15 protein-coding genes are annotated in these 15,992 nt (G+C 64.2%); 8 read left to right on the top strand and 7 right to left on the bottom strand.

Annotation, left to right across the window (positions count from 1 at the left end; genetic code table 11):
• Nucleotides 1–41 precede the first annotated feature (41 nt).
• The 3 genes from pcaH to NCR34_RS15335 all read left to right on the top strand — a co-directional run bounded on the left by pcaH (nt 42) and on the right by NCR34_RS15335 (nt 1,723).
• Entirely contained in the window at nt 42–743 is a 702-nt protein-coding gene (gene pcaH / locus NCR34_RS15345; RefSeq protein WP_250500344.1) for a protocatechuate 3,4-dioxygenase subunit beta, read from the top strand.
• Between the two features lie 2 nt (nt 744–745).
• Nucleotides 746–1,336, top strand: coding sequence for a protocatechuate 3,4-dioxygenase subunit alpha (gene pcaG / locus NCR34_RS15340; protein WP_250500343.1), 591 nt, complete (start codon nt 746–748; stop codon nt 1,334–1,336).
• 78 nt (nt 1,337–1,414) lie between these two features.
• A complete protein-coding gene (locus NCR34_RS15335) occupies nt 1,415–1,723 on the top strand; it encodes a DUF2288 domain-containing protein (protein ID WP_206469326.1) in 309 nt (102 codons plus the stop codon).
• 13 nt (nt 1,724–1,736) lie between these two features.
• Here the strand turns inward: NCR34_RS15335 and NCR34_RS15330 are convergent, their stop codons facing one another.
• Nucleotides 1,737–2,828, bottom strand: coding sequence for an AI-2E family transporter (locus NCR34_RS15330; protein ID WP_175941144.1), 1,092 nt, complete (start codon nt 2,826–2,828; stop codon nt 1,737–1,739).
• Between the two features lie 170 nt (nt 2,829–2,998).
• Between NCR34_RS15330 and NCR34_RS15325 the strand changes: the two genes are divergently transcribed.
• Nucleotides 2,999–3,523 carry an OmpA family protein gene (locus tag NCR34_RS15325; protein WP_175941142.1) on the top strand — a complete coding sequence of 175 codons (525 nt, stop codon included), beginning with the start codon at nt 2,999–3,001 and terminating at the stop codon, nt 3,521–3,523.
• Here the strand turns inward: NCR34_RS15325 and NCR34_RS15320 are convergent.
• The 3 genes from NCR34_RS15320 to NCR34_RS15310 are packed head-to-tail and all read right to left on the bottom strand — an operon-like array spanning nt 3,520 to nt 8,330.
• Nucleotides 3,520–5,514, bottom strand: coding sequence for an acetyl/propionyl/methylcrotonyl-CoA carboxylase subunit alpha (locus NCR34_RS15320; RefSeq protein WP_250500342.1), 1,995 nt, complete (start codon nt 5,512–5,514; stop codon nt 3,520–3,522). The two genes, NCR34_RS15325 and NCR34_RS15320, sit on opposite strands and share 4 nt — an antisense overlap.
• 15 nt (nt 5,515–5,529) lie before the next feature.
• Nucleotides 5,530–7,137: a carboxyl transferase domain-containing protein gene (locus NCR34_RS15315; protein WP_250500341.1), complete on the bottom strand. Its 1,608-nt coding sequence runs from the start codon at nt 7,135–7,137 to the stop codon at nt 5,530–5,532.
• Between the two features lie 11 nt (nt 7,138–7,148).
• On the bottom strand, nt 7,149–8,330 hold the full coding sequence (locus tag NCR34_RS15310; RefSeq protein WP_248322602.1) for an isovaleryl-CoA dehydrogenase: 1,182 nt from the start codon (nt 8,328–8,330) through the stop codon (nt 7,149–7,151).
• 163 nt (nt 8,331–8,493) lie between these two features.
• On the opposite strand from NCR34_RS15310, the gene NCR34_RS15305 reads away from it, so the two are divergent.
• Nucleotides 8,494–9,234 carry a TetR/AcrR family transcriptional regulator gene (locus tag NCR34_RS15305; protein WP_250500340.1) on the top strand — a complete coding sequence of 247 codons (741 nt, stop codon included), beginning with the start codon at nt 8,494–8,496 and terminating at the stop codon, nt 9,232–9,234.
• Here the strand turns inward: NCR34_RS15305 and NCR34_RS15300 are convergent.
• Nucleotides 9,227–10,120, bottom strand: a complete 894-nt coding sequence (locus tag NCR34_RS15300; protein ID WP_250500339.1) for a ferritin-like domain-containing protein — start codon at nt 10,118–10,120, stop codon at nt 9,227–9,229. The genes NCR34_RS15305 and NCR34_RS15300 overlap by 8 nt on opposite strands.
• A gap of 87 nt (nt 10,121–10,207) precedes the next feature.
• On the bottom strand, nt 10,208–11,653 hold the full coding sequence (locus NCR34_RS15295) for an MFS transporter (protein WP_502800085.1): 1,446 nt from the start codon (nt 11,651–11,653) through the stop codon (nt 10,208–10,210).
• A gap of 350 nt (nt 11,654–12,003) precedes the next feature.
• On the opposite strand from NCR34_RS15295, the gene NCR34_RS15290 reads away from it, so the two are divergent.
• Both NCR34_RS15290 and NCR34_RS15285 read left to right on the top strand, forming a co-directional pair.
• Nucleotides 12,004–12,795: an ABC transporter substrate-binding protein gene (locus tag NCR34_RS15290; RefSeq protein ID WP_250500338.1), complete on the top strand. Its 792-nt coding sequence runs from the start codon at nt 12,004–12,006 to the stop codon at nt 12,793–12,795.
• Between the two features lie 240 nt (nt 12,796–13,035).
• Entirely contained in the window at nt 13,036–14,151 is a 1,116-nt protein-coding gene (locus NCR34_RS15285; RefSeq protein ID WP_250500337.1) for a succinylglutamate desuccinylase/aspartoacylase family protein, read from the top strand.
• A gap of 14 nt (nt 14,152–14,165) precedes the next feature.
• Here NCR34_RS15285 and NCR34_RS15280 read toward each other — a convergent pair whose 3' ends face one another.
• Complete coding sequence (locus NCR34_RS15280) at nt 14,166–14,534, bottom strand: nuclear transport factor 2 family protein (RefSeq protein ID WP_250500336.1); 369 nt, start codon at nt 14,532–14,534, stop codon at nt 14,166–14,168.
• A gap of 262 nt (nt 14,535–14,796) precedes the next feature.
• Here NCR34_RS15280 and NCR34_RS15275 point away from each other — a divergent pair, with 262 nt between their 5' ends.
• Entirely contained in the window at nt 14,797–15,990 is a 1,194-nt protein-coding gene (locus tag NCR34_RS15275) for a porin (protein ID WP_244849933.1), read from the top strand.
• Nucleotides 15,991–15,992 lie beyond the last annotated feature (2 nt).

The following is a 15,992-nucleotide window of genomic DNA, read 5'->3' as shown; positions in this document are numbered from 1 at the left end:
AGAAATATCCTATTCACGTCACATCATCAGGAGACAGTGACATGACGTCCCCCATTCTCACGCCGCGCGACTGGGAATCGCATCCGCCGTACCTGTCGCCGGGCTACCGGTCGTCGGTGTCGCGCAGTCCTTCGCTGCCGCTCATCCCGCTCAAGGAAAACCTGCGCAACCGCCGCGTGCCCGTGTACGGCGCGGACGATCTCGGCATGTACGACAACGACCTCACGCGCAATGCCGCGAAGAACGGCGCGCCGCTCGGCGAGCGCATCATCGTGACGGGCCGCGTACTCGACGAAGGCGGTCGCCCCGTGCGCAACACGCTCGTCGAAGTGTGGCAGGCGAATGCCGCCGGGCGTTACGTGCACAAGGCGGATCAGCACGACGCCCCGCTCGACCCGAACTTTCTCGGCGCGGGCCGCTGCCTGACCGACGATCAGGGCCGCTACCGCTTCATGACCATCAAGCCGGGCGCGTATCCGTGGGGCAACCATCCGAACGCATGGCGGCCGAACCACATTCACTTCTCGCTCTTCGGCGAATACTTCGGCTCGCGCCTCGTCACGCAGATGTACTTCCCCGGCGACCCGCTGCTCGAACTCGATCCGATCTTCCAGGGCATTCCGGAGCATGCGCGGCATCGGCTGGTTTCGCGCTTCTCCATCGATACGACGCAGGAAAATTACGCGCTCGGCTACGGATTCGACATCGTGCTGCGCGGCCCGGACGAGACCCCGACGGAGTGATCATGACGACCCTCAAGCAAACACCCTCGCAGACCGTCGGACCGTATTTCGCGTACGGCCTCGTTCCGGAGCAGTACAACTTCGACCTCAAGAGCCTGTTCACCGCTTCAGCGGCGGACCGTGAAGTGCCGGGCGAGCACATCGCCGTGGTCGGCAACGTGTTCGACGCGGAAGGCAAGCCGATTGGCGACGCGCTGATCGAAGTTGCCCAGGCCGACGCGAACGGCCGCTACGTGCAGAGCGTGGAAGAAGCGCGCGCGTCGGGCTTTCGCGGCTTCGCGCGCGTCGGCACGGGCACGGACCCGAAGCTGCGCTTTATCGTCGATACGGTGAAGCCCGGCGCGACCGACGACGATTCCGCGCCGCACCTCGACGTGATCCTGTTGATGCGCGGCATGCTGCTGCATTCGTACACGCGCATCTACTTCGACGACGAAGCCGAAGCGAACGCCAAGGACACCGTGCTGCAAAGCGTGCCGGCCGAGCGCCGCCACACGCTGATCGCGAAGCGCGAGCCGGGCACGTCCTCGACCATTTACCGCTTCGACATTCATCTGCGCGGACCGGACGAGACCGTGTTCTTCGACCTGTAATTCGCCGTAGGCTGTAAAGAAGGCGTCCGGCACTGCGCTATAGTGTCGGACGCCTTTCGTTTTTATCGCATTCCCGCCATGACCGACGCCGCCAATCCCAGCCCGCTTTATGTGAAGCTCCTCGCCGAAACCGCGCAGATCGGCTGGTCGGAACTCGAACGCTTTTTTGCCAAGGGCGTGCTGATCTGGGTGAAGCGCGATCTCGATCTCGTCAGCGTGGCCGAAGCCGTCGCCAGCGACGACACCCAGCAAGTCACGCAATGGCTTTCGGCGGGGCTCGTCGAGCGCGTGCAGTCCGAAACAGCCGCCGATCTTGCGGCGCGCGATCCCGAGTTGTGGGCCGTGGTCGTGTCGCCGTGGGTGTGCGTGCAGGAACGCGGCGACTGACCGAACGCACGCGTCAGGCGCGAACCCAATCGGTCCACAGCACGACGAGAATCGTCATCAGCGCCGGACCGATGAAGAGCCCGAGCAGCCCGAACGTCTCCGCGCCGCCCAGAATGCCGAACAGCACGAGCAGAAACGGCAGGCGCGTCGAACCGCCGATCAGCACCGGCCGCACGAAGTGCTCCGAGACGAACACCACGACGAGCCCGAAGATCGCCACGCCCGCCGCCGCGATCATCGAGCCTTGCGCCAGCAGCCACAGCGCCGAGCCGAGAAAGACGATCGGCGCGCAGAACGGCAGCATCGCGGCGACCGCCGTCAGCATGCCGAGCAGCGTCGCGTGCGGCACGCCCGTCACGGCGTAGGCGATGCCGAGCAACGCGCCCTCGCCCAATCCCACGACGACCAAGCCGACGACCGTGCTGCGCACCGAATCGGCCATGCGCTGCAACAGCGCCGCGCCGTCCGCGCCCAGCGCGCGCCGCGAGCCCGCGATGAGTTGCCTGCCGAGCTTCGCGCCCGCCTGAAAGATAAAGAAGAGCGTCATCAGCATGAAGCCGAAGATCACGAGGCCATGCACGACGCGGCTACCGAAATGCCGCGTCATCGCCACGAACGTCGCGCTATGCAGGTTCTTGACCGCCGGCGACGATTCGAGCGGCGTCGCGAGATTGGCCTGCCACCAGTGCGCGATCTGCTGCCCGCCTGTCGGCAGCCGCTCTATGAATGCGGGCATCGGAATGCCGGTGCGCAGAATCTCATGGAACCATTGCAGCATGTCGTGCGCTTCGTCCGCGGTCTGCGCCGCGACGACGGCGAACGGCACCACGAAGAGCAAGCCGACGGCGAGCGTCAGCAGCACTGCGAGCAGCGTTTGACGCTGCCGGAAGATCGGACGCCGCTCGAGCCAGCCGAACGCCGGCCACAACGCAATGGCGATCACGACGGCCCAGACGACTGCGGGAATGAAGGTGCGCGCGGTATAAGCCGCAACCAGAACGAGAACGGTATAGAGCACCGCCGACGCCGCGCGCTGCATCCTGCGCGTGCGCTCGGCCGCTTCCGCCGCGTTGGGCGTGGTCTCGGTGCGCGAAGAAATCGCCATGAAAGGGAGCCTCTGAGGGAATCGACAACAAGCGAAAGCGATAGAGCCGGGTGCATTGTAATCGCACGATTCGTTCCACTTCGCAGCAACGATTGATGCAACGTTCTTTACAAAACTGCGCTCAGTCGTCCCTATAATCGCGGCTCGGGCATTAACGCAGGAAACTCGGAATGGTCGGCAAAGGCTTACTGGCGGTTGCAGCATGTGCGTCGCTCGCGCTGTTGACGGGCTGCGGGACCAAGCTGGACCGCTCGACGGAAGAGCGTCTGAATGCGCAATACGGCATCTCGATGCAGCAGGTGAACGGCGGCGTGGAGATGCGGCTTCCCGAAGTCGCGCTTTTCGATACCGACGAAGCGGAGATTCGCCGCGGCAGCCTTCCGGCGCTGGACCGCGCCGCAACGGTGCTCAAGCGCAGCATGCGGCCCGTGCTGATCGAAGGCCACACCGATAACGACGGCACGCTCGCCTATAACAAGACGCTTTCACAGGCGCGCGCAGAAGCGGTCGCGCGCGCGTTGATCGCGCGGGGCGTGCCGGCCGAGCGTCTCACGACCAAGGGCATGGCGTATCTGCGGCCCATCGCCAGCAACGACACGCCGCAAGGCCGCGCGATGAACCGGCGCGTCGAGATACTCGTGCGGGCGGAGAGCGAAGAAACGCTGCTCGGCCGCCCGCCGAAGAAGAAACGCTAGGCCTGCTGCGCTTCGAGCACGAGCAGTTGCGAGCCGTCGGCGACCTGATCGCCGACATCGAAGAGAATCTCGCCGATCTTGCCCGCTGTCGGCGCGACGATGGTGTGCTCCATCTTCATCGCTTCCATGACGATCAGCGGCGCGCCCTTCTCCACCGACGCGCCCGCTTCCACCAACACGGCAATCACCTTGCCCGGCATCGGCGCGGTGAGACGCCCTTCGTGCTCGGCGTCGCCTGCGTGCGCCATCAGGTTCTGCCATTCGAACGCGAACGCCGCGCCTTCGTAAAAGACGTGGAACGTGTCGCCGTCCGTGAAGACGTGACCTTTGATGAGCGCATCGTCGAGCTGGACCGTGAACGACGTCTCTCCGCGATGCGACCAGTCAAAGCGCGCGGTTTTCTCGTCCCATTGCAGGCGCTTCTCACGATCCTTCGTGAAGACAACCTTCAGCGCCTCGTCCGTGTCGACCGCGCGCCAGTTCAGGTCCTGACTGTAGCCGCCGGCCATGCGCCAGTGCGAAAGTGCGTCCCACGGCGAATGGCCGTGCGCTTCGCCACCCTCGCGCGTGAGCAGCGCGGCGCACGCAAGCGCGAGCGCCTTGCCGCGCGATACCGGCGACGGCGCGAACAGCGCATCGCGATGACGCTCGATGAGACCCGTATCCAGTTCGCCTTGGGAGAACGGCTCGCTCTTCACGATGCGTTGCAGGAACTCGACGTTCGTCTGCAAGCCGACGATCTCGCACTGCGCGAGCGCGCGCGCCATGCGAGCGAGCGCATCGCGACGGTCGCGGCCATGCACGATCAGCTTCGCGATCATCGGATCGTAGAACGGCGTGATGGCGTCGCCTTCGCGCACGCCGCTGTCGATGCGCACCTTGCCGTCGAGCGTGAATTCGACCGCTTCCGGTAGCGCCAGATGCTTGAGCGTGCCCGTCGACGGCAAGAAGCCGCGCGACGGATTCTCGGCATAGATGCGCGCTTCGATCGCGTGGCCGTTCACGCGTAGCTCGTCCTGCTTCAGCGGCAGCGGCTCGCCCGCCGCCACGCGCAACTGCCATTCGACGAGATCGAGTCCCGTCACCATCTCCGTCACCGGATGCTCGACTTGCAGCCGCGTGTTCATCTCCATGAAATAGAACTGGCCGTCCTGCGTCAGGATGAACTCGACCGTGCCCGCGCCGACGTAATTCACGGCGCGCGCAGCGGCAACGGCGGCTTCGCCCATCGCGCGACGCGTTTCATCGGAGAGGCCGGGCGCGGGCGCTTCTTCCAGCACCTTTTGATGACGCCGCTGCACTGAGCAATCGCGATCGAACAGATACACCGCGTTGCCGTGCGTGTCCGCGAAGACTTGCACTTCGACGTGTCGCGGGCGCAGCAGATACTTTTCGATCAACACGCGATCGTTGCCGAAGCTCGACGCCGCCTCGCGCTTGCACGACGCCAGCGCCTGCATGAAGTCTTCGCTGCGCTCGACCACGCGCATGCCTTTGCCACCGCCGCCCGCGCTTGCCTTCAGCAGCACCGGATAACCGATGCGGTCCGCCTCGCGTTGCAGCAGCGCCGCGTCCTGATCGTCGCCGTGATAGCCGGGCACGAGCGGCACGGATGCGGACTGCATCAGTGCCTTCGCCGCGGCTTTCGAACCCATCGCGCGAATCGCTTCCACCGGTGGTCCGATGAACACGATGCCCGCCTGTTCGCAGGCGTTGGCGAATTCTTCGTTCTCCGAAAGAAAGCCGTAGCCGGGATGAACGGCCTGCGCGCCGGTCGCTTTCGCGGCTTCGACAATGCGTTCGATGCGCAAATAGCTCTCCGACGCAGCCGATCCGCCGACGCGCACCGCTTCGTCGCAGACATCGACGTGCTTGGCTTTCGCGTCCGCATCCGAATACACGGCGACGCTCGCCACGTTCAGGCGCCTGGCCGTCGCCGCCACGCGGCATGCAATCTCGCCGCGGTTCGCAATCAGTATCTTGTTGAACATGGGCATCACATCCGGTTACATGCGGAACACGCCGAAGCGCGTGTCTTCGATAGGCGCGTTCATCGTCGCCGCGAGTCCGAGGCCGAGCACGTCGCGGGTTTGCGCCGGATCGATCACGCCGTCGTCCCACAAACGCGCGCTCGCATAGTACGGATGGCCTTGCACCTCATACTGCTCGCGAATCGGCGCCTTGAACGCTTCCTCGTCTTCCTTCGACCACGTGCCGCCCTTCTTCTCGATGCCGTCGCGCCGCACGGTCGCGAGCACCGACGCGGCCTGCTCGCCGCCCATCACCGAGATGCGCGCGTTCGGCCACATCCACAGGAAACGCGGCGAGTACGCGCGGCCGCACATGCCGTAATTGCCCGCGCCGAACGAGCCGCCGATGATGACCGTGAACTTCGGCACTTTCGCCGTGGCCACCGCCGTGACCATCTTCGCGCCGTTACGCGCGATGCCTTCGTTCTCGTACTTGCGCCCGACCATGAAGCCCGTGATGTTCTGCAAGAACACGAGCGGAATCTTGCGCTGGCAGCACAGTTCGACGAAATGCGCGCCCTTCAACGCGGATTCGGAAAACAGAATGCCGTTGTTCGCGACGATACCGACCGGATGCCCCCAGATATGCGCGAAGCCGCAAACGAGCGTGGTCCCGTAACGCGCCTTGAATTCATCGAATGCGGAATCGTCGACGATGCGCGCGATTACTTCGCGCACATCGAAGGGCTTACGCGTATCGACCGGAATCACGCCGTACACGCTCTCCGGCTCATAACGCGGCGGCAGCGGTTCCTTCAGCGCGAGCGTCGGCGCTTTCACGCGATTGAGATTACCGACGATGCTGCGCGCAATGCCGAGCGCATGTGCGTCGTTTTGCGCGAGATGATCGACGACGCCCGAAAGCCGCGTATGAACATCGCCGCCGCCCAGGTCTTCCGCGCTCACTTCTTCGCCCGTTGCTGCTTTCACGAGCGGCGGACCGCCCAGGAAGATCGTGCCCTGATCTTTCACGATGATCGATTCATCGCTCATCGCGGGCACATACGCGCCGCCCGCCGTGCACGATCCCATGACGACCGCGATCTGCGCGATGCCCTGTGCCGACATGTTCGCCTGGTTATAGAAGATGCGGCCGAAGTGATCGCGATCGGGAAAGACGTCGTCCTGATTCGGCAGGTTCGCGCCGCCCGAATCGACGAGATACACGCACGGCAAGCGATTTTGCTCCGCAATTTCCTGCGCGCGCAGGTGCTTTTTCACCGTGACCGGATAGTACGTGCCGCCTTTCACGGTCGCGTCGTTGCAGACGATCACGCACTCCTGCCCTGCAATGCGCCCGATACCCGTGATGATGCCCGCGCCCGGCGCTTCATCGTTGTACATGCCGTACGCCGCGAGCGGCGAGAGTTCGAGGAACGGCGTGCCGGGATCGAGCAACTGCGCGATGCGATCGCGCGGCAGCAGCTTGTTGCGCGACAGATGACGGTCGCGCGCCGCCTGCCCGCCGCCTTCCGCAATCTTTGCGACCTTCTCTTTCAGGTCCGCGACGAGTGCTTCGAGCGCGGCCGCGTTGGTGCGGAAGTCCTCGCTGCGTGGATTCAGCTTCGATTCGATGATGGTCATGACGCGCGCCCTTATGCCGTCTCTGCGAACAGTTCGCGCCCGATCAGCATGCGGCGGATCTCGCTCGTGCCCGCGCCGATTTCATAGAGCTTGGCATCGCGCCAGAGACGCCCGACCGGATATTCGTTGATATAGCCGTTGCCGCCGAGAATCTGGATTGCTTCGCCGGCCATCCACGTCGCTTTTTCGGCGGTATAGAGAATGACGCCTGCGCAGTCCTTGCGCACGTCGCGCACGTGGCCGGAGCCGAGCGTATCGAGCTGGCGGCCCACGGCATACAGATACGCGCGGCACGCTTGCAGCGTCGTATAAAGGTCCGCGACCTTGCCCTGAATCAGTTGGAATTCGCCGATGGCTTGCCCGAATTGCTTGCGATCGTGGATGTATGGCACGACCGCATCCATGCACGCGAGCATGATGCCGGTCGGACCGCCCGCGAGCACGGCGCGTTCATAGTCGAGGCCGCTCATCAGCACCTTCACGCCGCCGTTCAACGCGCCGAGGATGTTTTCTTTCGGCACTTCGACATTCTCGAACACGAGCTCGCCCGTATGCGAGCCGCGCATCCCGAGCTTGTCCAGCTTCTGCGCGACGGAGAAGCCCTTCATGCCCTTCTCGACGATGAACGCCGTAATGCCTCTCGCGCCCGCTTCGATGTCCGTCTTCGCATACACGACGAGCGTGTCGCAATCCGGGCCGTTGGTGATCCACATCTTCGTGCCGTTCAGCACATAGTGATCGCTCTTTTCGTCGGCGCGCAGCTTCATGCTGACCACGTCCGACCCGGCGTTGGGCTCGCTCATCGCCAGCGCGCCCACATGCTCGCCGGATACGAGCTTCGGCAGATATTTGCGCTTCTGCGCTTCGGTGCCATTGCGATGAATCTGGTTCACGCACAGATTCGAATGCGCGCCGTACGACAGGCCCACCGACGCCGACGCGCGCGAGATCTCCTCCATCGCGACCATGTGCGCCGTGTATCCCATGTTCGCGCCGCCGTATTCTTCGGAAACCGTCATGCCGAGCACGCCGAGATCGCCGAACTTCTTCCACAGGTCCATCGGGAACTGGTCGGTACGGTCGATTTCCGCGGCGCGCGGCGCAATCTCCTTCGCTGCGAAGTTGACGAGCGTGTCGCGCAACATGTCGATGTCTTCGCCCAGCGCGAAGTTCAGGCCCGGCACGGTGCTCATGGGTGTCTCCTCGATATGCAGTGGGGTTGGCGTGCCCGGATCTGAGCCTGGCTCACAACGGGCATCTAACCGAATGGTGGCTTATTTCACGCTCAAATCGGGTAGCCGTCAATAGGGTTTTGAGCTACGCTCACATTTGTTCCCGACAATCTTCGGCACGATCATGTCCACGCAATCCACCGGAACCGGCCGCCGCACGCCTGCCGGCGTCAAATCGCAGCAACGCGTGCGCGACATCCTGCAAGCAGGCCGCGATGTCTTCGCCGAAAAAGGCTACGACGCGGCGACCACGGCGGAAATCGCGCAGCGCGCCGGCATTTCGGAGGCAACCGTCTTTAGCTACTTCAGTGGCAAGCGGGCGCTGTGCGCGCGCGTGATCGCGGACTGGTACGACGAGATCATCGACGCATTCGAAAGCGGGCTGCCGCGCGAAGGCTCGATCCGGCAACAGTTCGCGTTTATCGTGCGGACGCATTTGCGGCTGATGCTCGTCAACGGCACGGGCTTATGTTCGCTGGTGCTGTCGGAAGGCCGCACGAAACAGCATGATCTGTCGGACACGCTGACTGAATTGCAGCGCCGCTACACCGCGCCGCTGATGGACGTGCTCGCGCGCGGGCAGGCGCTCGGGCATGTACGCGCGGACGTGTCGCTGCGTCTGTTGCGCTCGCTCGTTTTCGGGCCGATGGAGCATGTGCTGTGGGACGCGACGCTCGCGAAGCGCCGCCTGAGTCAGGCTCAGATCGAGACGACGGCGGATGAACTGGTGGACGTGTTGTGGGCCGCGCTGCAACCGCCGGATGCGCAGCTCGCGGCGCTGGCACGGTTCAAGCAGGACGTGGAGGATGCGTCGCGGCGGTATGAGGAGCGGGCGAAAGGAGCCGGGGCAAGCTCGGCTACTTAACAAACCGCCGCGCCAGCCGCGCGAGCATCGGCACGGTGGTCGGCCGCAGCAGCCGCGCGTCGTAGCCCGCCATGCGACGCTCGTTCTCGACGAGACACAGATCGATCAACGCGCCCACCGACACGTTCCCGGCCACCGAATCCCCGACATTCGCGGGGAAATTCGCGTCCTGCGCCGCGCCGCTCTTGTCGAAACCGCGCGCGAGCGAAATGCGATCGCGGATCAGCGAAAGCCACACGCCCGCCGTCTTCAGCAAGAATCCAGGCTTGCGATACCACGGCAAGCTGCGCCGATACCACGCCACCCAGTTCGCGAAGAACAGAATGTGCCGCGCCTCCTCCTGAATGACCGGCTCGAACGTCTCGACGAGCGCTTCCGGGAAATAGCCGGACTGGCGCGCCGCCTCGAAAAGACCGAACGCGAAGAAACTGTCGATGCACTCACTGTAGCCCGTGAGCATCCACGCGCGCAGGGCGTCGTCGGGCGCGGGATACGGCGGCTCGGGCGCGAGTTCGATGCCGTACGCCTCGACGAGCTTCGACAGCACCAGCTTGTGCCGCGCCTCCTCGCCGCCGTTCATGCGCAGCGCTTCGTTGAGCAGCGGGTCGGACACGCTCGCCGCATACGTCGCCACGCGAATCGACGCCCGGCCTTCCGTCTGCACCGCGATATCCCAGATCGGCAGCGACGTGACGCGCCTGAGCGCCGCCGGGTCCAGCTTCGGCCACTCGATGACGGCAGGCTTATAAGGATTGTGCGTCGTCAGCAGCATCTCGCAGAACATGCGCTTGTGCAGCTCGGAACCGATCCGAATCCGGCCTTCGGATCGATAGATCCAGTTGCGCATCGCATGATCTGCTTCGACTGGGGTGAGCGTGTCGGACATATTCGAATTGTTGGCTTCTACAAGGAACGTTCTGCGGATTCTGGCATACAGAACGCCCAGACGCAGCAATCGGCACGCCGCTGCCTCTCAATGCGAGATCTTCTCGAGCGCCATGTCGCGCGTTCTCGGCCCCATCAGCCCGATCGCCGCCATCACGATCAACATGGCGCCCGCGATGAACACGAACACGCCCGTCGTGCCGAAACCCTTCAGCACGCCCGCGATGATGAACGAGGTGAAGATCGCGGAGAACCGGCTCCACGAATAGACGAAGCCGACGGCGCGAGCCCGGATGCTCGTCGGGAACAGTTCGGCCTGATAGGCGTGAAAGCTGTACGACATGATGTTCGAGGACAGCGTGAGTCCGACGCCCATCGCAATCAGAAACGCGGCATTCGACGACTGACTGAATAGCAGCCCGCACACGATATTGGCCGCCGCCATCGCGACGATGGCCGTCTTGCGCTCGATCTTGTCGGCAATCGCGAGGCCGATCATCGGGCCGATGGGCGCCGCGATCGCGATGATGCTCGAATACATCAGGCTCGACGTCACCGTGATGCCCTGCTTGATGAGCAGCGTCGGCACCCAGTTCGCGAAGCCGTAGAAGCCGACGGTCTGAAACACGTTGAAGATGATCATCATCGTCGCGCGCTTGCCGTAGGGCGGGCGCCACATGCGGGCGAACGAGCCGCCCTTCGCGCTCTCCGCGTCCAGAACCGGCTCCGGCTCGGCGGGCGGCGGCAGCGGCTTGCCGTATTCGCGCTGCACCTGCGCTTCGAGCGCGGTCATCACGCGGTCGGCTTCGTCCAGCCGCCCCTTCTGCGCGAGCCAGCGCGGGCTTTCGGGCAAGCGGCGGCGAATCCACCACACGAAAAGCGCGCCGTGCGCGCCGATCACGACGACCCAGCGCCAGCCGTCGATGCCGAACGGCGCGCGCGGCACGAGCAGATACGCGAGAAACGCGACCACCGGCACCGCCATGAAGCCCACCGCCTGCTCGCACGCGAACGCGCGGCCGCGAATGTGCTTCGGCGCGAGTTCGGAGATATAGGTGCCGATGGTCACGAGCTCCACGCCGATGCCCACGCCCGCCATGAAGCGCCAGAAGTTGAGGCCCGTCGCGGTGTCCTGAAACGCCATCACGACGTTGGCCGCCGTGTACCACAGCAGCGAATACGTGAACACCGCGCGACGGCCGAAGCGGTCGGCGAGCCAGCCGCACGCGACCGTGCCGATGAAGAGCCCCGCGAACAGCGACGCGATGAAGCTCGCCACGCCCGTCATGCCGAAGAAGCCGTTCGTGGTCGGCGTCAGAATGCCGCTTCGCACGAGGCCCGGCGCGACATAGCCCGAATACAGCAAGTCGTAAAGCTCGAAGAAGAAGCCGAGACTCAGCAGCACGACGAGCGTCCATACCGTGCGCGTGGCGGGCAGCCGGTCGAGGCGCGCGGAGATCATGCCGGCGGACAGCGCGGGCGGCGCGGCATCGGCGGATGCGCGGCTAGAAGTCGCCGCGGGTGAAGTGGGCATCGGTATCGTCTCCTGATTCATGTCGGGCTTTTATCTGGCGATGCGCGGCGTTCGACTCCGAGGCGCGCAAAGCAAAGGCCGCATCTTAACCGGATGGATCATCCTCGCGGCGCGGCGGGTTCGGGCACGGCCGGCGTGCTCGAAAACGGATGCCGAAAGGAGGAAAAGCTCTATTCGGGGTTTCACTAGGTTCCGAACTATTTTGGCTTGGTAACCTTCTGCCGATTCTGCACGGACACGATCCGCGGAATGCGCGCCTTCCCGCCTGTTTCAGGCGACCGCCCGCCTCGCCGGACGGCACCGGAACGAGACCTTCCGGGCCGAACTGACCACCTTCTGGAGTTAAAACAGTGAAGAAACTGCTTGCCGCCTTGTCGATGTCCCTTCTCGCCGTCACGTCGTTCACCGCCGTCACGGCCCATGCCAAGGACTATTCGACGATCCGCTTCGGCGTCGACGCAAGCTATCCCCCGTTCGAATCGAAAGGTTCGGATGGCAAGCTGGTCGGTTTCGACATCGATCTCGGCAATGAAATCTGCGCGCGTCTGAAGGCGAAGTGCGTGTGGGTGGAGAACGATTTCGACGGCATGATTCCCGCGCTGAAGGCGAAGAAATTCGACGGCGTGCTTTCGTCGATGTCCATGACGCCGCAACGCGCCGAGCAGATCGCCTTCTCCAGCAAGCTCTTCAATACGCCGACGCGCCTCGTCGCGAAGAAAGGCAGCGGCATCCTGCCGACGGCCGAGAGCCTGAAGGGCAAGAATGTGGGCGTCGAGCAGGGCACGATTCAGGAAACCTACGCCAAGACGTACTGGGCGCCGAAGGGCGTGACCGTCACGCCGTACCAGAACCAGGACCAGGTCTACGCCGACCTGACCTCGGGCCGTCTGGACGCCGCGCTGCAAGACGCGGTGCAGGCGGACATCGGCTTTCTGAAGACGCCGCGCGGCGCGGGCTTCGACTTCGCGGGCAAGGATATCGTCGACGAGAAGATTCTCGGCAATGGCGCCGGTATCGGTCTGCGCAAGGAAGACACCGACCTGAAGGCGAAGATCGACAAGGCGATTGCCGACATCATCAAGGACGGCACGTACAAGAAGATCGAGAAGAAGTACTTCGACTTCGACGTGTACGGCGGCTAATTCATCGGAAGCAGCCAAAGAACGAACGGGCTCCACGGAGCCCGTTTTTTATTGCGCGCCGTTCCGCCCGTGCCCACAAGCCGGCCGCCCGCCGCGCCGATTTCGGCTAAGATCGAACGTCTGAGGCGGCGCCGGCGGACGGAGACACCGCGGCGCCCCACTCGCCCCGCATCGGAGCGCCTCAGCCCGTCCAGCAACCATCGAGGCAAGACCTCGCGCACTCGCGTGCGCGCGAACACTATGCAGACCAGAACTCACCAGCTCATCTCGCCGACGCTCGGCACCTCACGCAGCATCGCCAGTTTCCATTACGGTCCGGGTGACGGACAGAAGATCTACATTCAGTCGTCGCTGCACGCGGACGAACTGCCGGGCATGCTGGTCGCGTGGAAGCTGCGCCGCCAGCTCGCCGCTTTCGAAGCCGCCGGCAAGCTGCGCGGCGAAGTGGTGATCGTGCCGGTGCCGAATCCCATCGGTCTCAATCAATTCCTGCACGGCAATCTGCTCGGCCGGTTCGATACCAACAGCGGCCACAACTTCAACCGCAATTTCCACGATCTCGCCGCGCTGGTCGCGCCGCGCATTGAAGCGCGCCTGACCAACGACGCGGATGCGAACCGCCTCGCCGTGCGCGCCGCGATGAAAGAGGCGCTCGACGAACAGACGCCGCGCACCGAGCTCGAATCGCAACGCCTCGCGCTGCAAAAGCTCTCCTACGACGCGGACGTGGTCCTCGACCTGCACTGCGACCTCGACGCCGCGCTGCATCTGTACACGAACCCGGACATCTGGGAAGAAGTGGAACCGCTCGCGCGTTATCTGGACTCGAAGGCATCGCTGCTCGCGCTGAATTCGGTCGGCAATCCGTTCGACGAGATTCACAGCTTCTGCTGGTCGGATCTGCGCGCGCGTTACGGCGATCGCTTCCCGATTCCGAACGGCGGCATCTCGGTGACGGTGGAACTGCGCAGCCAGCACGACGTATCGCACGAACTCGCGGACAAGGACGCGCAGGCAATCGTCAATTACCTGATTCACCGCGGCGTGATCGATGCGCCGCAAGCGCCGCTGCCCGCGCTCGCGTTCCCCGCGACGCCGCTTGCAGGCGCGGAGCCGATCGTCGCGCCCGTGTCGGGCGTGCTCGTGTTTCGCGCGCAAGTGGGCGCGTTCATCGACGCGGGCGAACCCATCGCCGATATCGTCGATCCACTGACCGACACCGTGACCACGGTCAAGTGCAGCACGTCGGGCGTCATGTACGCGCGGCACATTACGCGCTTCGCGACGGCCGGTCTCGAAGTCGCGCGCATCGCGGGCGCGAAGGCGTATCGCACGGGCTCGCTGCTGTCGGCCTAATCGTTTTCTAGTTTCTAGAAAGCCATGAGACCGCATTGCGCCGCGACCACGCGCCAGGCGCCTGCGGTCTCGCCCCACGTCCGCGTATAGCGCAGGCTGCCCGCAAACGGCGCGCCGCCGAACGTGGCCGATATCGCCACGCGCGTCACCGTGATCGCGAACGCGCCGTACACGCGGATGCTCTGCTCCTCGATGCTCAGCGTGTCGATGCGCTGCATGCCATAGCGATGCCCGTTCAGGTCGTCGGCCTTCGTCCAGACCTTGCCGGTTGCGTCGACGAAGCTTAGATCGTCGGCGAGAAGCGCATCGAGTGCTTTCACGTCTGACGCGATCATCGCCTGTCTCAGCCGTTCCTCCAGTTCGCGGATTCCCTGTTCGTCCATGTCCTCATGTCCATTTGCTCGCGGTGATGAACCGCCAGCATAGCGCGGCCACGCGTGCGCGCGTTGGCACACCTGAGCGCGATGCGCCAGCCCCGTTGCACCTGCGAGACACGCGAGGTCAAGGTAAACCCTGTCACATTTCTTTCTTCAGTCATCGCTACATTTGCGCCCGTCGCCGCCACGCGCCAACGAGAGCGCGACGCGCCGCACAGGCGCTGCCCTCGCAGCGCACCACACCGCGAACTCACTGACGGAGCATGTTTTGAAGAAGAATCTTTTGGCTACTGCCGCCCTCGCCGCATTCGCCACCATCGCCACGTCCGCTCATGCACAGAGCAGCGTGACGCTGTACGGCATCATCGACGCCGGCATCAGCTATGTGAACAACAGCTCGACCAGCACGACGCGCGCCGGCAAGTCGCTCGTGAAGTACGACGACGGCGTGGCTCAGGCCAGCCGTTGGGGCATGCGTGGCGCCGAAGACCTGGGCGGCGGCCTCAAGGCCATCTTCACGTTGGAGAACGGCTTCAATAGCGGCACGGGCACGCTCGGTCAGGGCGGCGCGGAATTCGGCCGTCAGGCATATGTCGGTATCTCGAAGAACGACGTCGGCTCGCTGACGTTCGGTCGTCAATACAGCTTCAGCACCGACTATCTCGGCTCCGCGTATTCCATCGGCGGCCAGACCGTCGCCGGCAACTACGCGTACCACATGAACGACTTCGACCAGTTGACGTCGAGCCGGATCAACAACGCGGTCAAGTTCTCGAGCGCGAACTTCTACGGCTTCACGTTCGGCGCGTTGTACGGCTTCTCGAACACGGCCGGCGCGTTCGCGGGCACGCCCAACACGACGGTCGGCACCACGACCACGCAGGGCTCCTCGCGCGCCTACAGCTTCGGCCTGAACTACAAGGCCGGTCCGCTCGGCATCGGCGCGGCGTACACGGACATTCACTATCCGACGGCTGCCACGCCCGCATTCAGCTCGACGATCGCCAACATCAACACGACCGGCACCACCAACAACGCGAAGGACCTGCGCTCGTTCGGCGTCGGCGCCACTTACGCGTTCGGCGCGGCGACCGTCTTCGGCCTGTGGACGAACACGCGCTTCGAGCCGATCGTCGGTTCGAGCTCGCGCATCAATGCCTTCGATATCGGCGGCAAGTACGCCATCACGCCCGCGATGACGGCGGGTCTCGGCTACACCTACATGGATCTGTACGACAACCTGAAGGGCCACTGGCACCAGATCGACGCGAGCTTCGACTATGCGTTGAGCAAGCGCACCGACGTGTACCTGCTCGCCATCTATCAGAAGGCTTCGGGTTCGAATAACGGCGTGGAGAATCAGGCGTCGATCGGTTCGTCGTCGTCGAGCTACTTCGGCACCTCGGGCGCGGGGGAGAACAATCAACTGGCGTTCCGCATCGCCATGCGCCACAAGTTCTAAGC

The sequence above is a fragment of the Caballeronia sp. GAWG1-5s-s genome (genome assembly GCF_023631445.1).
In the GTDB taxonomy this organism is placed as follows: domain Bacteria; phylum Pseudomonadota; class Gammaproteobacteria; order Burkholderiales; family Burkholderiaceae; genus Caballeronia.
Note: the sequence above shows the minus strand (reverse complement) of the source record. Positions and strands in the feature narration are given on the sequence as shown.